Below are 20443 nucleotides of genomic sequence, written 5' to 3' on the forward strand. Positions count from 1 at the left end.
ATGACGGCACTTACCATGTCGTGGTGACCACCACCTCCCCGGCCGAAACGGCAGCATCGCGGCAGATACCCGACGACGACGGCACGGGAGGTGTGCTCAGCGGCCCCTGGCGGGCGCTGACGCTGGGCATCGTCTCGGTGGTGCTGCTGCTGGCGTTCGAGGCGACGGCGGTGAACACCGCGATGCCGACGGCGGCGCAGCAGCTCGACGGCATCGGCCTGTACGCGTTCGCGTTCTCCGCGTACTTCACCACCACGCTGCTGGCGATGGTGGTGTCGGGGCAGCTGTGCGACCGGCGCGGGCCGCTGGCGCCGCTGTTCAGCGGGATCGCGGTGTTCGCGGCCGGGCTGGTGATCGCCGGCACCGCCGTGAACATGTGGATGTTCGTCGCGGGCCGGGCGGTGCAGGGCCTGGGCGGCGGCCTGGTGATCGTGGCGCTGTACGTGGTGGTCGGCCGGGCGTTCCCGGAGCGGCTGCGCCCGGCGGTGTTCGCCGCGTTCTCGGCGGCCTGGGTGCTGCCGTCGATCCTCGGCCCGGTGATCTCCGGCGCGGTCACCCAGCACCTGGGCTGGCGCTGGGTGTTCCTCGCGGTGCCGGTGCTGGTGCTGCTGCCGCTCGCGGTGATGGGCCCGGCGCTGCGCCGTTCCGAGCGGCGCCAGCCGCCGCTGCAGGTGCAGCCGTACGACTGGCGGCGGACCCGGGACGCGGCGATGGTCGCGGTCGGCGCGGCGCTGCTGCAGTACGCGGGCCAGCGGCTGGACGGCTGGTCGCTGCTGCCGGCGGCCGCCGGGGTGGCGCTGATCGGCCCGGCGGTGCTGCGACTGCTGCCGAAGGGGACGCTGCGGGCGGCCCGCGGTCTGCCGACGGTGATCCTGCTGCGCGGGCTGGCGGCGGGCGCGTTCTTCGCGTCCGAGCTGTTCATCCCGCTGATGATGCAGACCCAGCGCGGCCTGTCGGTGACCATGGCGGGCCTGACGCTGGCGCCGGGCGGACTGTCCTGGGCGCTGGGGTCGTGGCTGCAGGGCCGGCCGGGTGCGGAGCGCCACCGGGAGGCGATGATCCGGTACGGGTTCGTGCTGACCGCGGTGGCGATCGGCGCGGCGGCGCTGGTGCTGTTCTCGTCGGTGCCGGTCTGGGTGACGGCGGCGGCCTGGGCGGTCGGCGGCGCCGGCATGGGCCTGGCGATCGCCAGCATCAGCGTGCTGATGATGAAGCTGTCGGCGCCGGAGGAGACCGGCGAGAACTCGGCGGCGCTGCAGCTGAGCGACGCGCTGGGCAACGTGCTGCTGACCGGTCTCGCGGGTGTGCTGTTCGCGGCGTTGGGCGGCGGGGCGGTCAGCGCCGTGGCCCGCGACGCGGCGCTGCCGGCGGGGGCGTTCGCCGCGGTGTTCCTGACGATGCCGGTGGTGGCGCTGGCCGGTGCGGCGCTCTCCGGCCGGGCCGTGCCGGCCCGGCCGAAGGCCTGATGACCTGACGGCGGACTACTTGCCGCCGGCCACCGGCGGCACGGACGGGCGGGCGGTGCCGGGGGTGCCCGCCCCGCCGAGGTAGCTGCTCCAGCCGCCCTCGGGGCTCTGGCCGGGGGTGAGGGCCTGGAGCTTCTTGAGCACGGCCGGGTCCTGCACCTCCAGCCACTCGACCAGCTGCCGGAAGGACACCATCCGGACCTCGGGCTTGTCGGCGATCGCCTTCAGGACCTCCTCGACGGCGTTCATGTAGATGCCGCCGTTCCAGCCCTCGAAGTGGTTGCCGATGATGAACGGCGCCCGGTTGCCGCGGTAGGCGCGGTCGAAGCCGGCCAGGTAGGCGTCGCGGGCCTGGGTCTGCCAGAAGGCGCGGCGGCCGGGGTCGCCCTTGGTGTTGTCGCCGGACTGGTTGTACATGATGTTGTAGTCCATCGAGAGCACCTGGAAGGTGTGCCCGGGGAACGGGATGGACTGCAGCGGCATGTCCCACAGCGCGCCGCCGGCGAACTTCTGCGGCCACATCTGCAGCCCGCCGGGGCCGGAACTGTCGTACTTCCAGCCGCGCTTGACGGCGGTGGGCAGCAGGCCGCGCTGGCCCTCCAGACAGGGGGTGCGGCCGCCGATCAGTTCCTTGCGGTAGTCGAAGGGCAGCGCGGGCAGATCGGTGTTGCCGGTGTTGGTCCTCCAGTTCATGACGAAGTCCATCGCCTGCTGGATCTCGCTGTCCCAGTCCTCGGGGGACCAGCGGCCGCCGCCGTTGGCGCCGCAGAAGTGCCCGTTGAAGTGGGTGCCGATCTCGTGTCCGTCCAGCCAGGCCGCGCTGATCTGCTCGATGGTGGCGCGGATGTGGGCGTCGCTCAGGTAGCCGATGTCGGAGGCGCCGACCTGGTGCTGCGGCGGGTGGTACATGGACTTCTTCGACTCGGGCAGGGTGTAGATGCCGGAGAGGAAGAACGTCATGGTGGCGTCGTGGTCCTTGGCGAGCTGCCGGAACCGGCTGAACAGGCGGTCGTCGAGCTCGCCCGCGCCGTCCCAGGAGAACACCACGAACTGCGGGGGCTTCTGGCCGGGTTCCAGCGGTTCGGGGGTGGGCTGGCCCGGCTGGGGGCCGGTGTCGGAGGTGGAGCCGTCGCCGATCAGGGTGGCGGGGGGCTTGGGGACGGCGCTGGGGGTCCCGTTCGCGGCGAGGCCGTCGGCCCGGGCCGGACCGTCGGATCCGCCCCCGCTCCCGGAGGTGCTCGCGCAGCCGGCCGCGAGGGTGGCGGCGGTCGCCGCACCGGCGGCCAGCAGCGTCCTGCGGGAGAAGGCGTCCATGTCTCACATCCGTTCACCAGGGAGTAAGGGGAAGGCACCGGCCGGAGGTGCGGTCCGTCGGATGGAATGAACGGTGCGTCGTCCGGGGGAGTCGGCCCCAGCATCGCACGGGCCGCCACCCCGTGCCGGGAAGCACGGCCCGGGGTACGGATGACCGGGGGACGCCGTGCCGGAAGGCTCACCTGTTCGGCGCACCGGGCCGGTGCGGCACCGCCGTCCGGGCGTTGACCTGGCATCAGATGGCACGGACCGGATCGGACCCCGGACGAGGAGGACGCACCCGCCGATGTGGCAGTCGCTGCTGGACGCCTACCGGGACCGGATCGTCGACACCGGACGGGAGCCGCTGTTCCTGCTGCTGCTCGGCCTGGTGCTGTCGTTCCTGTTCATCCGGATCAGCACCCGGCTGATCCGCGCCCAGGTCCGCTGGTGGCCGGGCAACGTCACGCCCGGCGGGCTGCACATCCACCACGTGGTGTTCGGCCAGGCCCTGCTGCTGATCTGCGGCGTCGCCGCGTTCGCGGTGCGCGGCGACGGCGGCTCCTGGTGGAACCTGCTCGGCTTCGGGTTCGGGGTCGGCTGCGGCCTGGTGCTGGACGAGTTCGCGCTGGTGCTGCACCTGAAGGACGTCTACTGGTCGACCCAGGGCCGCACCTCGGTGGACGCCGTGATGCTCGCCGTCGCCACCATCGGCCTGCTGCTGCTCGGCGAACTCCCGCTCGGCGGCTTCGCCCGGCACCCCGACGGGCCCACCCTGGCGGGGGCCTGCGGGCTGCTCGCCCTGGTGGTGGTCAGCCTGCTCAAGGGCAAGACCTGGACGGGCCTGCTCGGCATCATGCTCTGGCCGCTCGCCCTGGTCGGCGCGGTGCGGCTGGCCCGGCCGCAGAGCCCGTGGGCCCGCTGGCGCTACCGGTCCCGGCCCCGCCGGCTGGCCCGCGCCGAGCGGCGCGAGGAGCGCATCCACCGCCGCCTGGTCGCGGCGAAGACCGCCGTCTACGACCTGGTGGCCGGCACCCCCGACGTCGACCTCGAACCCGCGCGACCCGCGCCGGTGGCGCCGGCTGCCGCGCCGCCGGCCGTCCCGCCGCCCGCCGTCGCCGAGGCGCCGCCGCCCGCGCCGTGGCGGCTGCGCTGCGCCGCGTTCGTCCAGTGGTACCTGCGGATCGTCACCCTGATCGACCTGCTCGGCGCGGTCGTCGCGCCGTTCCGCGCGCAGGTCCAGCGGGTCGACCGCGGCGAGTACTTCACGCCGGTTCTGGTCACCTCCGGGTTCACCACCGCGCTGCTGGCCGGCCTGCTCGCGGTGATGCTGCGCCGCCGCAAGCGCGCCGCGTGGATCGCCGCGCTGGTCGTCGTGCTGGCGCACGCCGGGCTGTACGGGCTGGCGCTGGCCTTCCCGGAGTTCCGCGCGCACCCGTTCAACTGGTTCTCGGCGGCGCTCACCCTCGCCGTCCTGCTGGCGCTGCTGCTGAGCCGCCCCGTGTTCCGGGTGCGCGGCGGGCGCGGCAACGTGCCGCTGGCGGCCGCCGTGCTGGTGGTCGGCGGGGCGCTGCTCACCGCCCTCGGCGCGGTCGCCGTCCGGCTCGGGCACACCGACGGCGTGCCGGACTGGGGCGAGGCCGCCCGGTACGGGCTGCTGCGGCTGGTCACCCTCTCCGGCGTCGTCAAGGTCGGCGGCGTGGAGGTGCCGCGCTGGATCGACCTCGCGCTCAACCTGCTCGGCACCGCCCTGCTGCTGCTCACCCTGCGGATCCTGCTGCGCTCCCCGCTCGGCGCCGAACAGCTCGGCCCGGAGGACGAGTCGAGGCTGCGTCGGCTGCTGGAGCGGCACGGCGGGCGGGACTCGCTGGGCTACTTCGCGCTGCGCCGCGACAAGTCGCCGTGCTTCTCGCCGAGCGGGAAGGCCGCCGTCGCCTACCGGGTGGTCAACGGCGTGGCGCTGGCCTCGGGCGATCCGCTCGGCGACCCGGAGGCGTGGCCGCAGGCGATCGAGGAGTGGCAGCGGCTGGCCCGCGCGCACGCCTGGATCCCCGCCGTCACCGGCGCGGGCGAGCAGGGCGGCACGGTGTACGCCCGGGTGGCGGGCCTGCGGGCGCTGCACCTCGGCGACGAGGCGGTGGTCGAGCCGGCCCGGTTCACCCTGGACGGGCGGGAGATGCGCGGCCTGCGGCAGACCTGCCGCCGGGTCGAACGGGCCGGGTACCGGGTGGTGGTCCGCCGCCACCGGGACATTCCCGCCGAGGAGTTCGCCGACCTGGTGCGGCTCGCTGACGCCTGGCGGCACGGCCGCACCGAACGCGGCTTCTCGATGGCGCTGGGCCGGCTCGGCGACCCCGCCGACGGCGACTGCCTGATCGCCGAGTGCCGCGACGAGGCCGGCCGGACCGCCGCCCTGCTGTCGTTCGTCCCGTGGGGCGCGGACGGGCTGTCGCTGGACCTGATGCGCCGCGACCGGGAGTCCGACAACGGGCTGGTCGAGTACACCGTGGCGAGGCTGCTCGAACACGCCCGGGGCGGCGAGCCCGCGGTGCGGCGGGTGTCGCTGAACTTCGCGATGTTCCGCGAGGTGTTCGAGGAACGGATCGGCGCGGGGCCGGTGCTGCGGCTGTGGCGCGGGGTGCTGCGGTTCCTGTCGCGCTGGTGGCAGCTGGAGTCGCTGTACCGGGCCAACGCCCGCTACCGCCCGCACTGGCAGCCCCGGTACGTGCTGTACGAGAAGCCCTCCGAACTGCCCGCGATCGGCCTGGCCACCGCCCTCGCCGAGGGCTTCCTGACCCGCCCCCGGCTGCGCCGCGGCCGCCCGGCGGGGCGGACCTGACGGCCGGTCACCCGGGCGGAACGCCGGGCGTGCCGGGGCGGGCGGCGATCGGTTGACTGGGCGCAGCGGTTCGGCGCGGGCGGAGGGTGCGGTGGGCGAGCGGGCATGGAGCAGGGCGGCGCTGGCCGCGGGGGCGATCGTGGCGGGGGCCTGGCTGCTGCACGGGGGAGTGCTGGGCGTGCTGCCGCCGGCCCCGGTCGCCGCGCAGGCCTACGACGGGACGCCGGTCGGGCCCGCGGTGCCGCCACTGCCGTCCTCGCCGCCGGTGCGGGTCCGGATCCCGGTGCTCGGGGTGGACGCCCCCGTCGGCCCGCTGGGCCTGGACGGCGAGGGCCGCCTGGAGCCGCCGCCCGGGGCGGACGGCAACCTGGCGGGCTGGTACCGGGACGGCGCGGCCCCCGGGTCGAGCGGCGCGGCGGTGCTGGCCGGGCACGTCGACACCGCACACGGCCCGGCGGTGTTCTACCGCCTGGGTGCGCTGCGCAGAGGGGACCAGGTGGAGGTCGCCCGGGCCGACCGGGCCACCGCCTGGTTCCAGGTGGACGGCGTGGAGATCTACCCGAAGCGGGAGTTCCCCGACGCCAAGGTGTACACGGCCACTCCCGATGCCCAGCTGCGGTTGATCACCTGTGGGGGCGCCTACACCCGCGAGGGCGGCTGGGACGGGAACGTGGTGGTGTACGCACACCTGGTGCGCACTCAACGGGCCTGACGGCCGCCCGGTGAGCGCCTGCCCCTGGCGGGAGCTCAGGCCAGCAGCTGGGCGAGCGCCCGGTCGCAGTCCAGGTGCCGCAGCTCCTGGCCCTCCGGGACGGCCAGGTGGCTGCGCCACAGGAAGCGGCGCAGGTCCGCGCGGGCGAACTGGAGCAGCGCGACGCCCTCCGGGGAGCGCAGCTCGACCATGGTGCGCATGCCGAACGCGGGCCGGATCCGGACGTCGCCCTCGCCGGCCAGCTGCTCCAGGCCGGCGGAGAGCAGCTGGCGGGCGAACACCCACTCGATGTCGGGCGCCGACCGGTCGGCGGGGGCGGCGGCGGTGTCGAACGGGTCGCTCGGGTCGTAGGGGCCGTGGGGGTCGTACGGGTCGGCGTCCAGCGCGTACTCGGCGGGGAAGGCCATCCGGACCGCCAGCGGGTCCTCGCAGCGGTAGCGCAGGGCGACCCGGAGCAGGGCGGAGCGGTGGGAGCCGAGGATCAGGCGGGCCTGGGTGTGTTGTTCGATCGGTGCAGGGGCTGCGGACACGACGATTCCTCCGGAGTGTGGGGGTGCGACCGGTGTCGCCTTCCGTGACTGAAGAGTCGGAAGGGACAGGAGCAATTACACCGGTTTTGGGGTCCTTTCGAGTGATCTGCGCCACATCGGCAGGGATGAATCCGGCATTTCGGTCGTCGAGTGCGGGGGTGTCGTGCGCCGCGGCCCGGCCGCCCGGGCAGGATCGCAGGAATCGACCGGGCCGCCGCCGGTCCGACCGGGGCAGGGGGACGAGATCGTGGAGTCGTCAGTGCGGACGGCCGAGCGCCGGTCGCTCGCCGCGTACACCGAGGTCTACCGCAGCCACCACCCCGGCCTGCTGCGCTACGCCGGCCTCCTCACCGGCGGCGACCACTGGCGGGCCGAGGACCTGGTCGCTGAGGCCCACCTGCGGGTCTGGCGGCGGCTGGCCGCCGGGCAGCGGATCGAGGACCCGCGCGCCTACCTGGCCACCACCGTCCGCCACCTGGCCGCCGCCCCGGTGCGCGAGAAGGCCGTCCCGGACGTGCCCGGCGGCGAGAGCGGCGACCCGGCCGCGGGGGTGGCCGAGACCGACCGGATGCGCCGGCTGCTCGCCCAGCTGCCCGAGCGGTGGGCGCACGCGCTGTGGCTGGCCGAGGTGGAGGGGCTGCCGCCCGGCGAGATCGGGGCCCGGCTCGGGGTGCGGCGCGGCGCGGCGGCGGTGCTGGTGCACCGGGCCCGCGAGGGGCTGCGGCTGGCCTACCTGCGGGCCTACCCGGGCAGCCCGCACCACCCGTCCTGCGCCGGGCACTGGGCGACGCTGGCCGGGCGCGCCCGCGGCCGGGCCGGACGGCGGGCCGGGCAGCGGGTGGAGCGGCACCTGCCGCACTGCGCGGACTGCCGGCGCCGGCTGGCCCTGCTGCGCCGGGTCAACCTGGGCCTGGCCGGGCTGGCGGGCGGTGCGCTGGCGCTGCTGGCCGCGCTGCTGGGGCCCCCGGCGGGCGTCGCGGGGCAGCGCGACGGCGAGCCCGGGTGCGGGGCGGGCCACCGGGTCGCCGCGCAGCCCGGCGCCGGCGTCGAGGCCGGCTTCACGGGCGCCGCGACGGACCCGTACGCCGTCCCGGACGTGTTCACGGTGAGCGGCCGGCCGTGCCGCGTGAAGGTGTGGTGAGGGCCGCGCGACCGGAGTGGGACGCGCGCCACAGGACCTCGGCAACGCCGTGGTCCGCCCCCCGGAAGGGGCTAGGCTGGGCGGGTTCCACGACCGCCCGCCGACCGCGGGAGACGGGCCCCAAACCGGCCCTGACCTGCGACGACCCCGTTCGGAGACCGTGACTACCGCCGCCTCCTCCTCGATGTCCCCGCTGTTCTCGCACGCCGACAGCCTCCACCCCCGCCCCACCGGCACCTCCGCCGCCGCGCACCTCTCCCCGGCCTTCCCCGGCCGTGCCCCCTGGGGCACCGCGGGCAAGCTCCGCGCCTGGCAGCAGGGCGCCCTGGACAAGTACATCGAGCAACAGCCCCGGGACTTCCTCGCAGTCGCCACCCCGGGCGCCGGAAAGACCACCTTCGCCCTGACCCTGGCGTCCTACCTGCTGCACAACCACCTGGTGCAGCAGGTCACCGTGGTCGCGCCCACCGAGCACCTGAAGAAGCAGTGGGCCGAGGCCGCCGCCCGGATAGGCATCCGGCTGGACCCGGCGTACTCCTCGGGCCCGCTGTCCAAGGACTTCCACGGCATCGTGGTGACCTACGCGGGCGTCGGCGTCAACCCGATGCTGCACCGCAACCGCACCGAGGCCCGCAAGACGCTGGTGATCATGGACGAGATCCACCACGCCGGCGACTCCAAGTCCTGGGGCGAGGCCTGCTTCGAGGCGTTCGAGCCCGCCACCCGCCGGCTCGCGCTGACGGGTACGCCGTTCCGCTCGGACACCAACCCGATCCCGTTCGTCCAGTACGAGGCGGGCGGCGACGGCATCCGCAAGTCGGTCGCCGACTACACCTACGGCTACGGGCACGCGCTCGCCGACCACGTCGTCCGCCCGGTGATCTTCCTCAGCTACTCCGGCAACATGCGCTGGCGCACCAAGTCCGGCGACGAGCTGGAGGCCCGGCTCGGCGAGCCGATGACCAAGGACCTGATCGCCCAGGCCTGGCGCACCGCGCTGGCCCCGCAGGGCGAGTGGATCCCGGCGGTGCTCCAGGCCGCCGACCGGCGGCTGACCGAGGTCCGCAAGGGCATCCCGGACGCCGGCGGCCTGGTGATCGCCACCGACCAGACGGTGGCCCGCGCCTACGCCAAGATGCTGCGCGAGATCACCGGCGAGAAGGTCTCGCTGGTGCTCTCCGACGAGACCGAGGCGTCCAAGCGGATCTCCGACTACGCCGAGGGCACCTCGCGCTGGATGGTCGCGGTCCGCATGGTGTCCGAGGGCGTCGACGTGCCCCGGCTGTGCGTCGGCGTGTACGCCACCTCGATCTCCACCCCGCTGTTCTTCGCGCAGGCCGTCGGCCGCTTCGTGCGCGCCCGCAAGCGCGGCGAGACCGCCTCGGTGTTCCTGCCGACCATCCCGATGCTGCTCGGCTTCGCCAACGAGATGGAGCTGCAGCGCGACCACGTGCTGGACCGTCCGAAGAAGGACGGCGAGGGCCTGTTCGACGAGGAGGACCGGCTGCTCGCCGAGGCCGAGAAGGCCAACGACGGGCCGGACACCGGCAGCGAGGAGTTCTCCTACGAGGCGCTGGGCAGCGAGGCGGTCTTCGACCGGGTGCTGTACAACGCCATGGAGTTCGGCATGCAGGCGCACCCCGGCAGCGAGGAGGAGGAGGACTACCTCGGCATCCCGGGCCTGCTCGAACCCGACCAGGTGCAGATGCTGCTGCAGAAACGTCAGCACCGGCAGATCCAGCGCTCCAAGGCCCGTCCCGCCGAGGAGGCCGACCTGCTGGAACTGCCTGCCGAGGAGCGCCCGGTCGTCACCCACCAGGAGCTGCGCGAACTGCGCAAGGAGCTGAACGCGCTGGTCGCCGCCTGGCACCACCGCACCAGCCAGCCGCACGGCACCATCCACAACGAGCTGCGCCGCCAGTGCGGCGGGCCGCTCACCGCGCAGGCCACCGCCAACCAGCTGAAGGCGCGGATCGGCCGAATTCGGGAGTGGGCGACCACGGGCTGATCGGGGCGCCCGGGCGGAGGTTGACTGCTCGTCAGGAGATCGCGGCGGGACTTGGCGAAGGAAGTGTGGAGACGAGCGGTCCTACGATCCGCTAATCTTCCGCGTGCCGGTGCTGGGGGGACCAACACTCATGTGTGGTGCGCCTCGGCATGCGGTCGACCTGCCGATGCCGTCCCGCCCGACGCTCCGGCCCGCACTGCTAAGAGGAGCCCACGGTGGCGTACCCCAACCAGAACCCCGAGATGTCCGACAAGTCCAAGGTCGTCGCCGGAATCCTGCAGATCCTGCTGGGCGGCTTCGGCATCGGTCGCTTCTACACCGGCCACATCGGCATGGGCATCGCCCAGCTGCTCACCTGTGGCGGCCTCGGCTTCTGGGCGCTGATCGACGGCATCATCTTCCTGGTCAGCGACACCCGCACCGACGCCCAGGGCCGTCTGCTGCGCAGCTGACCTTGCACGCCGAGGAGAACGGCCGGCACCCCCGCCCCGCGGACACCCGCGGCGGGGGCGCCGGCCGTTCGCCGTTCGCGCTGCTGCGGCATCCCGCCGCCGCCCCGCTCGGCCTGCTCGCCGCCGGCCTGGCCGCCGCCGGCTACCTCTACACCCGCAATCCGCACCTGCCCGGCCAGGCCCTGCCGTTCTGCCCCTGGCGCCGACTGACGGGCCTTCAGTGCCCCGGCTGCGGCGGCACCCGGATGGTCTGGGACCTGATGCACGGCGACCTGCTCGCCGCCTGGCACGACAACGCCGCGCTGCTGCTCGCGCTCCCCTTCGTCGCCGCCTGGTACCTGGTGCGGCTGCGGCACGGGCTGGCCGGCCGGCACTGGAAGCTGCGCCTCGGGCCGCGTGCCGTCACCGCGATCCTCGTCGCCGCCGCGCTCTGGGCCGTCGGCCGCAACGTCCTCTGACCCCCGCCGCCGGGAGGCGGTGTCCGGCTACCGGTCAGATATCGAACACCAGAGCGGTCAAGGCCGGAATTTTGGGTGTCTTGTCCGTTTTTTCATCGCGACTTTCCAACGATGTGGACCGGATTTTGAACAACCACTTCCGCAGCGCACCTCCCGTTCACTAGCGTCTCCCCAATCCCGTCCGGGCCCCCCACCCCACAGGCCGGTCGGACAACCGCGGAGCCCTGCGACCGGCCGACGACGCCGAGGCCGGTCTCCCACGCCGGACACCCCCGCTGGCGTGTGATCAATTCCTGTGCAGCCAACGGTAGTTGTGCCGTAGGGTCGGATTCGCCGCGGAAAGGACCTGGCGTTCGTGACTGCTGAGACCTCCCAGACTCTGGACCGAGGTGTCCGAGTACTGAAACTGCTCGCCGACTCCGAGCGCGGGCTGACGGTGACCGAGCTGGCCGCCCGACTGGCCGTCAACCGCACGGTGGTGTACCGCCTGCTGGCCACCCTGGAACAGCACGGCCTGGTCCGCCGCGACATCGGCGGCCGCGCCCGGGTCGGCCTCGGCGTGCTGCGCCTCGCCCACCGGGTGCACCCGCTGCTGCGCGAGGCCGCGCTGCCCGCGCTGCGCTCGCTCGCCGAGGACCTCGGCGCCACCGCCCACCTCACCCTGGTCGACGGCAACGAGGCGCTCGCCGTCGCCGTGGTCGAACCGACCTGGACGGACTTCCACGTCGCCTACCGCACCGGCCTGCGCCACCCGCTCACCGAGAGCGCGGCCGGCCGGGCGATCCTGGACGCCCGCGGCTTCCCCGGCCAGCGCCGCCCCGAACAGGGCTTCGTGATCACCCGGGCCGAGGAGCAGTCCGGCGCCTGCGGCGCCGCCGCTGCGCTGATCGGCCTGAGCGGCATCGAGGGCAGCGTCGGCGTGGTGATGCTCAACGGCCTGGTGCCCGAGCGGGTCGGCCCGCGCGTGGTGGAGGCCGCCACCGAGGTCGCCGACGCGCTGCGCTGAACCCGGCCGCGGCCGGGCCGATCCGCGCGGCCGTCCCTGGCGGCGGCCCCGGTGTGTTTGGATGCGGGGTGTGCCTCTCCAGAACCTGCCCACGGCCCTGACCGCCCCGCGCAGCCGCGCCCTCGCCCTGTGCGCGCTGCCGGTGCTGGCACTGTTCGCGGTGGCCGCGTTCGTGCCGCTGCCCTACACGGTGGAGTCGCCCGGCATCACCGCAGACACCCTGGGCAGGTACAACGGCCGGCCGGTGATCACCATCACCGGGGCGCAGCAGCGCACCACCGAGGGCCAGCTGCGGATGGTCACCATCTCGGCCACCGAGCCTGGGCACCGCAACTCCCTGCGGGACTCGCTGCGGGCCTGGGTCGACCCCGAGCAGGTGGTGGTGCCCACCGAGGAGGTCTACCCGCAGAGCAACCCGAAGCAGGCCAACGAGGTGACGCAGCAGCAGATGACGCAGTCCCGGGACGACGCCACCACGGCCGCCCTGGGCTACCTGCACCTGTCGCCCGACCAGGTGAAGGTCACCATCGACCTCGGCGACATCGGCGGCCCCAGCGCGGGCCAGATGCTGGCCCTGGGCATCGTGGACAAGATCGCCGGCGACGGCCGGGGCGGCGACCTGACCGGCGGCCGGACCGTGGCCGGCACCGGCACGATCGACTCGGCCGGGCGGATCGGACCGGTCGGCGGCGTCCCGCTGAAGACCCAGGCGGCGGCCCGCGACGGAGCCACCGTGTTCCTGCTGCCGCGCAGTGAGTGCACCCAGGCCAAGGTCAACACCCCCGACGGGCTGCAGCTCGTCCCGGTGGACACCCTCGCCGAGTCGGTCGCCGCCCTCCAGGCGCTGCACGACGGCGGTGCCGTCCCGCACTGCTGAACCGCCCCGGCGCCGCGTCGGGGCGCCCGGCCGGACGTCCTGCACTGCTGAACCGCCGCGGCGCCGCGGCGGGCCGCCCGCCGGGCGCTCCGCAGGCCCGGCCTACACGCCGAACGCCGCGGTCGCCAGGTCCTCGCCGACCCGGGCCTGCAGCTTCCCGGCCACCGCGGTCAACCGGTGCGCCTGGGAGAGCGGCAGCGCCACCGCGATCGCCGCCAGTTCGCTGCCCAGCACGATCGGCACCGCCGCCCCCACCAGACCCAGCTGGTACTCCTGGTACTGGGTGATCGGCGCGGCCCGCCGCGGCCCCGGCCCGGGCAGCAGCGGCAGCTGGGCGGGCTGCCGCAGGGTGTACGGGGTGAACGGCACCATCGGGTGGCTCGCCAGGTACTCCCGGCGCTCCTCGGCGGACAGCAGCGCCAGCAGGGTCTTGCCGCTGGCGTGGGCGTGCGCGCCGGACCGGAAGTTCGCCGGGTCGGCGGTGGCGGTGCCGGGCGCGGCCCGGGCGGCCACCAGCTCCACCTCGCCGTCCTTGTACCGGGCGTAGTGCACGGCGGCGTTCAGCTCGTGGGCGATCCGGCGGAGCATCCGGTCCAGCCGGATCCGCCCGGCCTCCGGCCCGTCCGGGGCCTCCGCGCTCAGCCCCAGCACCGCGGGCCCGGTCCGGTAGCGGCCCTCGCGGCGCTCCAGGTACCGGTCGTGCACCAGGGTGCGCAGCAGGTGGTAGGTGGTGCCGAGGGCCAGCCCGGTGTCCCGGGCGAGCTGCTTGGCGGTGGCGCCGGCCGGGTGCTGGGCGGCGGCCTCCAGCAGCCGCAGGGCGCGTTGCGCGGAGGCGATCAGGGTGGGCGCCTCGGCGCCCCGCTTCACCGCGGCGCCCCGGAGGCGCGGAGGGCGGACGGCGGACCGGGGGCGGCCCCGGGGTTCACACTTGCGTTCATTGCCTGCACGAGCCATAGGCATATGTCATAACGCGGCGTTCGTCACCTGCGGACACGCCCGGACGCCCGGGGCGGCCCCCGTCAGGACCCGTCCGCGGCCCCCGCGGCCTGCTCCACCAGCGGCAGGATCCGGTACGGCACCGGGTTCTCCAGGGCGATCGCGGTGGACGCTCGGACGATCCCGTCGAAGCCCACCACCCGGTCGATCACCCGCTGCAGATCGGCGTTCGACCGGGCCACGATCCGCACCAGCATGTCGCCGTGACCGGTGATGGTGTGCAGCTCCAGCACCTCCGGCACCGCCGCCAGGTGCGCCCGCACGACCGTGCCCTGCCCCTGCGAGATCTCCAGCGTCGCGAACGCCGTCACCGGATAGCCCAACGCCCCCGGGTCCACCTGCGGGCCGAACCCGCCGATCACCCCGCGCGCCTGCAGCCGGTCCAGCCGGGCCTGCACCGTGCCGCGCGCCACCTGCAGGCGGCGCGAGCACTCCAGCACCCCGATCCGCGGCTCCTCGGCGAGCAGCCGGATCAGTCTTCCGTCCAGCGCGTCGATGGCATCGGGCTGCGGGGGCACGGGCGGCTCCTCGGTGGTGCGGGCGTCGACCGACATTGTGGGGGCGGCGCGGCCCGCCCGTCAGCCCACTGAGCCGCACGTCACCCCGGGACGACCTGCACGTCCGGCTGGTAGCCGTTCCACGTCACGATCAGGTAGGAGACCCGGTCGTCCTTGCTGAAGTTGACCCGCAGCCACTGGTCGCCGTGCCAGACCTGCATCGCCCAGCCCGCCTCCGGGGTCGCCGACACCAGCTGCACGTCGTGCTCCCGGATGTCGAGCGCCACCCGGCCGCCCGGCATCAGGTAGCTCTTCACCGTCCCGGTCGTGCTGCTCGGCGTGGCGCGGATCGCCGCGGTGCTGCGCGACGGCGAGGCCTGACCGCGGCTCGGGCTCGGACCCCCGCCCGGGTTCGCGGGCGGGTCCGGGTCGGGACCGGGGCGCGGGGTCGCCGTGGCGCCGGCGGAACCCGGGCCGCCGGGGCCGCCGGAGGCGCCCGGGTCGGTCGGCGGGGCGCCCGTCGCCGCGGGGGGCGGCGCGGTCGCCGCCGTCCCCGGCTCCGGCGAGGCCGCCGACGGCAGCGGAAGCGCCACCGGGCCTTCGAACACCGTGTCGGCCAGCACCGCGTGCACGCCGAGCCAGGACAGCGCCACCGCCGCCCCGGTGGCTGCCGTCCAGGCGCCCAGTTGAACCCATCCGCTCCGCATCGCGGGCCATCCTGCCGTACTCAGGTCACGAGCAGGTCAGTGCCCCGGTCAATCCTCAGCAACCTTGCAGATCACGCCCCCAGAGGACCCGTCAGACACTCGCCCGGGCCCGCCAGGGCCACCCAAGGTACAGACCAGTTGGTCGCGATGCCGTACCGTGCAGCCCCATGGCAACAGTGCTTGTGGTCGAGGACGACCCCTTTGTGCGTTCCGCCCTGATCCGCCATCTGGCCGACTCCGGCCACGCCGTGCGCTCCGTCGGCACCGCCCTGGAGGCGCTGCGGGAAGTCGCCCAGGTCGGCTGCGACCTGGTGATCCTCGATCTGGGCCTGCCGGATCTGGACGGCAGCGAGGCGCTCAAGATGATCCGCGGACTGACCAACGTACCGGTCATCATCTCCACGGCCCGCGACGACGAGGCGGAGATCGTCCGGCTGTTGAACGACGGTGCCGACGACTACCTGGTGAAACCGTTCTCCGGCGAGCACCTCACCGCCCGGATGGCCGCCGTGCTGCGCCGGCTCGGCGGCGGCTCGCTGATGGCCCCTCAGATCCTGCGGGTCGGCGGCCTCGCCATCGACCCGCAGCGCCGGGAGGCCCTGCTCGACGGAGAACGGCTCGACCTCACCCGGCGCGAATTCGACCTGCTGGCGTTCCTCGCGGGCCGGCCCGGCGTGGTCGTCCCGCGCAAGGAGATCCTCGCCGAGGTGTGGCGGCAGACCTACGGCGGCGACCAGACCATCGACGTCCACCTGTCCTGGCTGCGCCGCAAGCTCGGCGAGACCGCCTCCAGCCCGCGCTACCTGCACACCGTGCGCGGCGTCGGCGTCCGGCTGGAAGCGCCCTCGGAACCGGTCGGGTGCGCGCCGTGAAACGCCTGCTCCGCTCGCTGCGCTGGGCGATGGTCAAGGCCGCCGTCGCCGGCACCGTCATGGTCGCGCTGGCGTTCCTCATCCCGCTCGGCCTGGTCGTCCAGCACACCGCCCGCGACCGGGCCTTCACCGCCGCCCAACGGCAGGCCGCCGCCCTCGGCCCCGCGCTCGCCATCACCACCGACCAGGACGCCATCGCCCGCGCCCTGGCCTCCACCGACGCCGGCGCCGAGGACCGGCTCGCCGTCCACCTGCCCGGCGGCCCGGTGGTCGGCCACACCCGGGTCGACGCCGGGCAGCTCGGCTCCGCCGAGACCCAGGGCCGCTCCCGCGGCGGCACCGTCCGCACCGCCGGCGGCTACGCGCTGCTCCAGCCGGTCGCCGTCGACAACGGCCGGGTCGCCATGGTCGAGGTGTTCGTCGCCGACGCCGATCTGTCGCGCGGCGTCGGCACCGCCTGGCTGGTGCTCTCCGGCGTCGCGCTCGCCCTGGTCGCGGTGTCCGTCGGGGTCGCCGACCGGATGGGCGCCCGAATCGTCCGTTCCGCCCGCCGCCTCGCCACCGCCGCCCGCTCGCTCGGCTCCGGCAACCTCGCCGTCCGGGTCCCGGTCGACGGGCCCGAGGCGGCGGGCGCACCCGAAGAGCTCCGCGAAGCCGCCTACGCGTTCAACGCCATGGCCGACCGCGTCGTCCACCTGCTCGCCGCCGAACGGGAGCTCGCCGCCGACCTGTCGCACCGGCTGCGCACCCCGCTCACCGTGCTCCGGCTCAACGCCGCCGCCCTCGGCGCGGGCGACGCCGCCGACGCCACCCGGCACGCCGTCGCCCAGCTCGAACGCGAGGTCGACCAGATCATCCGCACCGCCCGCCGGGACCCGGTGGACGCCCCGCCGGTCGTCCTCGGCTGCGACGCCGTCGAAGTGATCCGCGAACGCGTCGCGTTCTGGTCCGCCCTCGCCGAGGACGAGGGCCGGCCCTGGCAGCTGGCCGGCGGCCAGGAGCCGGCGCCCGTGCCCGTGCAGCGCGGCGACCTGGCCGCCGCCGTCGACGCGCTGCTCGGCAACGTGTTCCGGCACACCGCCGTCGGCACCGCGTTCGCCGTCGACCTGACCGTCACCGAGGACGGGGTGACCGTCCTGGTCGGCGACGCCGGACCGGGCTTCGCCGACCCGGCCCCGGCGATCCGCCGCGGCGGCGGCCACGGCGGCGAGGGCTCCACCGGCCTCGGCCTGGACATCGTCCGCAAACTCGCCGAGAGCACCGGCGGCGACGTCGCCCTCGGCCGCTCCGCCGCCCTCGGCGGCGCCGAGATCGGGGTGCGGCTCAACACCCGCACCCAAGTCGAACTGCCGCGCCAGCAACGGCGCCGCTCCGGCCGCCTCATCCGCAAGGACTGACCACGGGCCGATGACACCGACACAGCAGCTGTTACCGCGGGGGCGACAGCTGGTGTCGCTCCTCTTCCTTAAGTACTCCCTAGTACCGCCTCAGCGGCGCCTGATGCCGCCCCGGCCGCGCGATTGCGGCCCGCCGACGCGGCTAGGGTCGGCCGCACGCCGATCACCGTCCGCATCGGCGGGCCGCATCCCGGGAGCGCGGCCACCCGAAACCGGCGGTCGCCCCGGGCCGGGGCCGAACCCGCACGGTCACCCTTCCCCGTGACCGCGCCGCAGGCCCCCGGCGGGGAGCCCGGGGCGACCGCGACCGGACCCGCGCCTCCCGGGCGCGCCCCGCGACGATCGTGACCGGTGGCGCGAACCGGGAGGTCGGGTAGTGTCGGCTGCTGACCCAGCGCAGGTCGACGGCGGACGGAGCAACACAGTGACCACGGTGCAAGCAGGACGCGCCACACCCTCCGGCGGACCCGAACAACCACCCGTCCCCGCCTGGCAGCGCGCCCTCACCGCACCCGCCCGCCTGCTCGCCGACATCACCGCCGCGCTGCGCGCCGCCCCCCGGCGACAGCTGCGCATCGCCGGCGCGGTCGCCCTGGTCTCCCTGCTCGGCTACGCGGTCCTGCGGCACTTCGTCGGCACCTCGATGGTCGACATGATCGTCTACCGGGCCGAGGGCGCCGCCGTCGCCCACGGCCAGGACCTGTACGCGCTCCGGGTCACCGAGTGGGACCTGCCCGCCACCTATCCGCCGTTCGCCGCCATGCTGTTCGTGCCGACCACCTGGTTCGGCATCCCGTTCCTGCGGGTCGCCGTCACCCTCGGGAACCTGCTGCTGCTGGCCACCCTCGCCCACCTGTCCTTCAAGCTGGTCGGCTGGCCGCGCCGCGAACTGCGCCCCGTCGGCGTGATCCTGATCACCGGACTGGGCGTCTGGCTGGAACCCGTCTTCACCACCCTGCGCTACGGACAGATCAACCTCGCCCTGGCCTGCCTGATCCTCTGGGACCTCACCCGCTCCGACCACGCCCGCTCCAAGGGCCTCGCCATCGGCCTCGCCGCCGGCATCAAGGTCACCCCCGGCCTGTTCGCCGTCTACCTGCTGATCACCGGCCGGATCCGGGCCGCCCTGGTGGCCGGCGCCGCCTTCGTCGGCACCTTCCTGATCGGCGCGCTGGTCCTGCCGGACGCCACCCGGGGCTTCTGGACCGAGTACCTCTTCGACTCCACCCGGGTCGGCAAGACCGTCATCGTCGACAACCAGTCGCTGAGCGGCCTGGTCGCCCGCCTGCTGCACACCGAGAACCCCGGACTGCCCGCCACCGCGCTCGCCGCCCTGGTCGCCGTCGCCGGCCTCGGCATCGCCGTCTGGGCGCACCGCAGCGCCCGCTGGTCGCCCCGGGCCGACGCCTGGAGCGTGTGCGCCGCACTGGTCACGGCCGTGCTGATCTCCCCGATCAGCTGGACCCACCACTGGGTGTGGTGCGTGCCGATGCTGGTGCTGCTCGCCGCCGAGGCCGCCCACGAACGCTCCCGCCCCGCCGCCGTCCGGCGCTTCCGCTGGCGGATCGTGTTCGGCCTGACCCTGCTCGGCTTCCTCTCGTTCGCGATGTGGATCGTCCCGCACAAGGGCGACCTGGACCTGCACCTGCCGCTCCTCAGCCAGGCCCCCGCCTCCGTCTACCCCCTGCTCGGCCTGTGCTTCCTGGCCGTCGCCGCACTGCGCGTGCACTCCCGCCGCCGCGCCGCCGGCGCCCCGCTGGTCCGCCTCCCCGCCCCGCGCGCCGACCTCGACGGGCTCGGCAGCACCGGCACCCAGAAGGCCCCCGCGACCCACTGAGCACCGACGCGACCGGGGCGGGCGCGGGCCCCGGTGCGCTCATCGGCGCGGCTCTCGGCCCAGGCCGTCATGCCAGCAGCTCGGCGAGCGAGCCGTCCAGGTCCATCGCCTCCAGCTCGGCGCCCGGCGGCACCAGCCGGTGCGCCCGCTCCAGCCATGCCGCGACGGTGGGCAGCGGCGCCTCCAGCAGCGCGTCGCCGGCCGGCGAGCTCAGCGCCATGCACAGCACGCTGCGCCGCCCCGCGCGGGTCGGCCAGATCCGGACGTCGCCCTGGCCGCACGGCCGGAACGTTCCCTCCACCAGCAGCTCACGGGCGAACACCCAGGTGACCGGCGTCCCGCTGTCCAGGTGGAAGGTCACGTACACCGCGAACGGGTCGTGGCTCCCGTACGACAACCGCGCCGGCACCGGGACGCTGCGCTCCGGCGACAGCACCAGCTCCAGCTCCAGCTCCTGCTCCACCACTCCGGTCGACTGTCCGGCCATGGCCGCTCACCCTCTCGCCTCCGTGTGAGGCCGCTCGCCTCCGCGTGGGGCCGCCGATCGGCCGCACACCCGGAGAGAGGGCGGGCGCCGCGCACTCTTACACGGGTTTCCGAGAACTTTTCCGACGGACTTTCCGCAGAACCTTTTCCCCGCCGCCCCGGTTGTTCCGGAGAGGACACCGGGCAGGACACCGAACCGGCCGACCGCGGCCCCGGCGCGACCGACCCGACTCCCAGGACTCGCGCCGTACCACTCGAGTCCGTCCCGTTCCACCCGTTTCACGAGTTCCGATGAACCGGGCGGACCGGGCCCCTCCAGGTACTACTCTTTGTGACTGCCCGGCGACTCTCCGCCCGCGGCGGCCCTGTTGCGCACATCCGCACACCTGCACGCCGCGGTGCCGGTACGAAGGAAGAGGCAATGACGGACCGGCTCCCCACCGCAGCACCGATGCTCGGCACGACCGTGCCCGCCGAAGCCGGGGCACCCGGCTACTACCCCGACCCCTCGGTACCCGGCTTCGTCCGCTACTGGGCCGGCCACGCCTGGGTCCCCGGCACCAGCCGGGCCGCCCCCGCCCCCGGCGAACAGCTCCAGCCCCCGCGCTTCGTCGCCCGCTACATCGGCCCGCCGCCCTACAGCGTCCCGCCCGGCCTCGCCCCTGTCGCGCCCACCGGCCCGCTGATCGAGACCGGCCCGATCTACCTCGACGAGACCGGCGCCCACACCGCGTTCAACATGCCCGCCCACCCCGATCCGGTGGAACCCCCCGCCCGCCGCGGTCGAGATCCGCCCGCGCACCGGGACGGCGCCGCTGCGCCCCGTCGAGCCCGCCCCCTGGGCCGTCACCGGCAACGGACTCCAGCCC

At 74.7% G+C, this 20443-nt stretch carries 18 protein-coding genes and 1 pseudogene; 13 read left to right on the forward strand and 6 right to left on the reverse strand.

What is annotated here, in order from left to right:
- Positions 1–23 precede the first annotated feature (23 nt).
- Positions 24–1466 carry an MFS transporter gene (locus tag CG736_RS25875; RefSeq protein WP_100588715.1) on the forward strand — a complete coding sequence of 481 codons (1443 nt, stop codon included), beginning with the start codon at positions 24–26 and terminating at the stop codon, positions 1464–1466.
- Positions 1467–1481: 15 nt separating this feature from the next.
- On the opposite strand, the gene CG736_RS25880 is transcribed toward CG736_RS25875, so the two are convergent.
- Positions 1482–2780 carry a hypothetical protein gene (locus tag CG736_RS25880; protein ID WP_100588590.1) on the reverse strand — a complete coding sequence of 433 codons (1299 nt, stop codon included), beginning with the start codon at positions 2778–2780 and terminating at the stop codon, positions 1482–1484.
- Between the two features lie 286 nt (positions 2781–3066).
- On the opposite strand from CG736_RS25880, the gene CG736_RS25885 reads away from it, so the two are divergent.
- Both CG736_RS25885 and CG736_RS25890 read left to right on the forward strand, forming a co-directional pair.
- The gene (locus CG736_RS25885; RefSeq protein ID WP_100588591.1) at positions 3067–5598 is read left to right on the forward strand and encodes a phosphatidylglycerol lysyltransferase domain-containing protein; all 2532 of its coding nucleotides are present in this window, start codon (positions 3067–3069) and stop codon (positions 5596–5598) included.
- Between the two features lie 91 nt (positions 5599–5689).
- Complete coding sequence (locus tag CG736_RS25890) at positions 5690–6310, forward strand: class F sortase (RefSeq protein ID WP_100588592.1); 621 nt, start codon at positions 5690–5692, stop codon at positions 6308–6310.
- Positions 6311–6345: 35 nt separating this feature from the next.
- On the opposite strand, the gene CG736_RS25895 is transcribed toward CG736_RS25890, so the two are convergent.
- The gene (locus CG736_RS25895) at positions 6346–6840 is read right to left on the reverse strand and encodes an SsgA family sporulation/cell division regulator (protein WP_100588593.1); all 495 of its coding nucleotides are present in this window, start codon (positions 6838–6840) and stop codon (positions 6346–6348) included.
- A 247-nt stretch (positions 6841–7087) separates the two neighbouring features.
- On the opposite strand from CG736_RS25895, the gene CG736_RS25900 reads away from it, so the two are divergent.
- From CG736_RS25900 to CG736_RS25925, 6 genes are all read left to right on the forward strand, one after another.
- Positions 7088–7981, forward strand: a complete 894-nt coding sequence (locus CG736_RS25900; protein WP_157815744.1) for an RNA polymerase sigma factor — start codon at positions 7088–7090, stop codon at positions 7979–7981.
- 184 nt (positions 7982–8165) lie between these two features.
- The gene (locus tag CG736_RS25905) at positions 8166–9989 is read left to right on the forward strand and encodes a DEAD/DEAH box helicase (protein WP_198520622.1); all 1824 of its coding nucleotides are present in this window, start codon (positions 8166–8168) and stop codon (positions 9987–9989) included.
- 242 nt (positions 9990–10231) lie between these two features.
- Positions 10232–10441 carry a TM2 domain-containing protein gene (locus CG736_RS25910; protein WP_100588717.1) on the forward strand — a complete coding sequence of 70 codons (210 nt, stop codon included), beginning with the start codon at positions 10232–10234 and terminating at the stop codon, positions 10439–10441.
- Between the two features lie 80 nt (positions 10442–10521).
- The gene (locus CG736_RS25915) at positions 10522–10899 is read left to right on the forward strand and encodes a DUF2752 domain-containing protein (RefSeq protein WP_100588718.1); all 378 of its coding nucleotides are present in this window, start codon (positions 10522–10524) and stop codon (positions 10897–10899) included.
- A gap of 355 nt (positions 10900–11254) precedes the next feature.
- Positions 11255–11905, forward strand: coding sequence for an IclR family transcriptional regulator (locus tag CG736_RS25920; protein WP_043914174.1), 651 nt, complete (start codon positions 11255–11257; stop codon positions 11903–11905).
- A 61-nt stretch (positions 11906–11966) separates the two neighbouring features.
- Entirely contained in the window at positions 11967–12782 is an 816-nt protein-coding gene (locus CG736_RS25925; protein ID WP_232734183.1) for a S16 family serine protease, read from the forward strand.
- 102 nt (positions 12783–12884) lie between these two features.
- Here the strand turns inward: CG736_RS25925 and CG736_RS25930 are convergent, their stop codons facing one another.
- The 3 genes from CG736_RS25930 to CG736_RS25940 all read right to left on the reverse strand — a co-directional run bounded on the left by CG736_RS25930 (position 12885) and on the right by CG736_RS25940 (position 14982).
- Entirely contained in the window at positions 12885–13649 is a 765-nt protein-coding gene (locus tag CG736_RS25930) for an IclR family transcriptional regulator (RefSeq protein ID WP_198520616.1), read from the reverse strand.
- 152 nt (positions 13650–13801) lie between these two features.
- The gene (locus CG736_RS25935) at positions 13802–14296 is read right to left on the reverse strand and encodes an Lrp/AsnC family transcriptional regulator (RefSeq protein ID WP_232734184.1); all 495 of its coding nucleotides are present in this window, start codon (positions 14294–14296) and stop codon (positions 13802–13804) included.
- A gap of 80 nt (positions 14297–14376) precedes the next feature.
- Positions 14377–14982 carry a hypothetical protein gene (locus tag CG736_RS25940; RefSeq protein ID WP_100588596.1) on the reverse strand — a complete coding sequence of 202 codons (606 nt, stop codon included), beginning with the start codon at positions 14980–14982 and terminating at the stop codon, positions 14377–14379.
- Positions 14983–15149: 167 nt separating this feature from the next.
- Here CG736_RS25940 and CG736_RS25945 point away from each other — a divergent pair, with 167 nt between their 5' ends.
- The 3 genes from CG736_RS25945 (at position 15150) to CG736_RS25955 (ending at position 19088) form a co-directional block, all read left to right on the forward strand.
- Positions 15150–15854, forward strand: coding sequence for a response regulator transcription factor (locus CG736_RS25945; RefSeq protein WP_100588597.1), 705 nt, complete (start codon positions 15150–15152; stop codon positions 15852–15854).
- Positions 15855–15871: 17 nt separating this feature from the next.
- Positions 15872–17251, forward strand: a complete 1380-nt coding sequence (locus tag CG736_RS25950; RefSeq protein ID WP_100588720.1) for a HAMP domain-containing sensor histidine kinase — start codon at positions 15872–15874, stop codon at positions 17249–17251.
- A 433-nt stretch (positions 17252–17684) separates the two neighbouring features.
- A complete protein-coding gene (locus CG736_RS25955; RefSeq protein WP_232734185.1) occupies positions 17685–19088 on the forward strand; it encodes a glycosyltransferase 87 family protein in 1404 nt (467 codons plus the stop codon).
- Between the two features lie 67 nt (positions 19089–19155).
- Here the strand turns inward: CG736_RS25955 and CG736_RS25960 are convergent, their stop codons facing one another.
- The gene (locus CG736_RS25960) at positions 19156–19575 is read right to left on the reverse strand and encodes an SsgA family sporulation/cell division regulator (protein WP_100588599.1); all 420 of its coding nucleotides are present in this window, start codon (positions 19573–19575) and stop codon (positions 19156–19158) included.
- Between the two features lie 450 nt (positions 19576–20025).
- Between CG736_RS25960 and CG736_RS39025 the strand changes: the two are divergent.
- Positions 20026–20145, forward strand: a pseudogene (locus tag CG736_RS39025) (DUF2510 domain-containing protein); the annotation flags it as partial.
- Positions 20146–20443 lie beyond the last annotated feature (298 nt).

The sequence above is a fragment of the Kitasatospora sp. CB02891 genome (genome assembly GCF_002803145.1).
In the GTDB taxonomy this organism is placed as follows: domain Bacteria; phylum Actinomycetota; class Actinomycetes; order Streptomycetales; family Streptomycetaceae; genus Kitasatospora; species Kitasatospora griseola.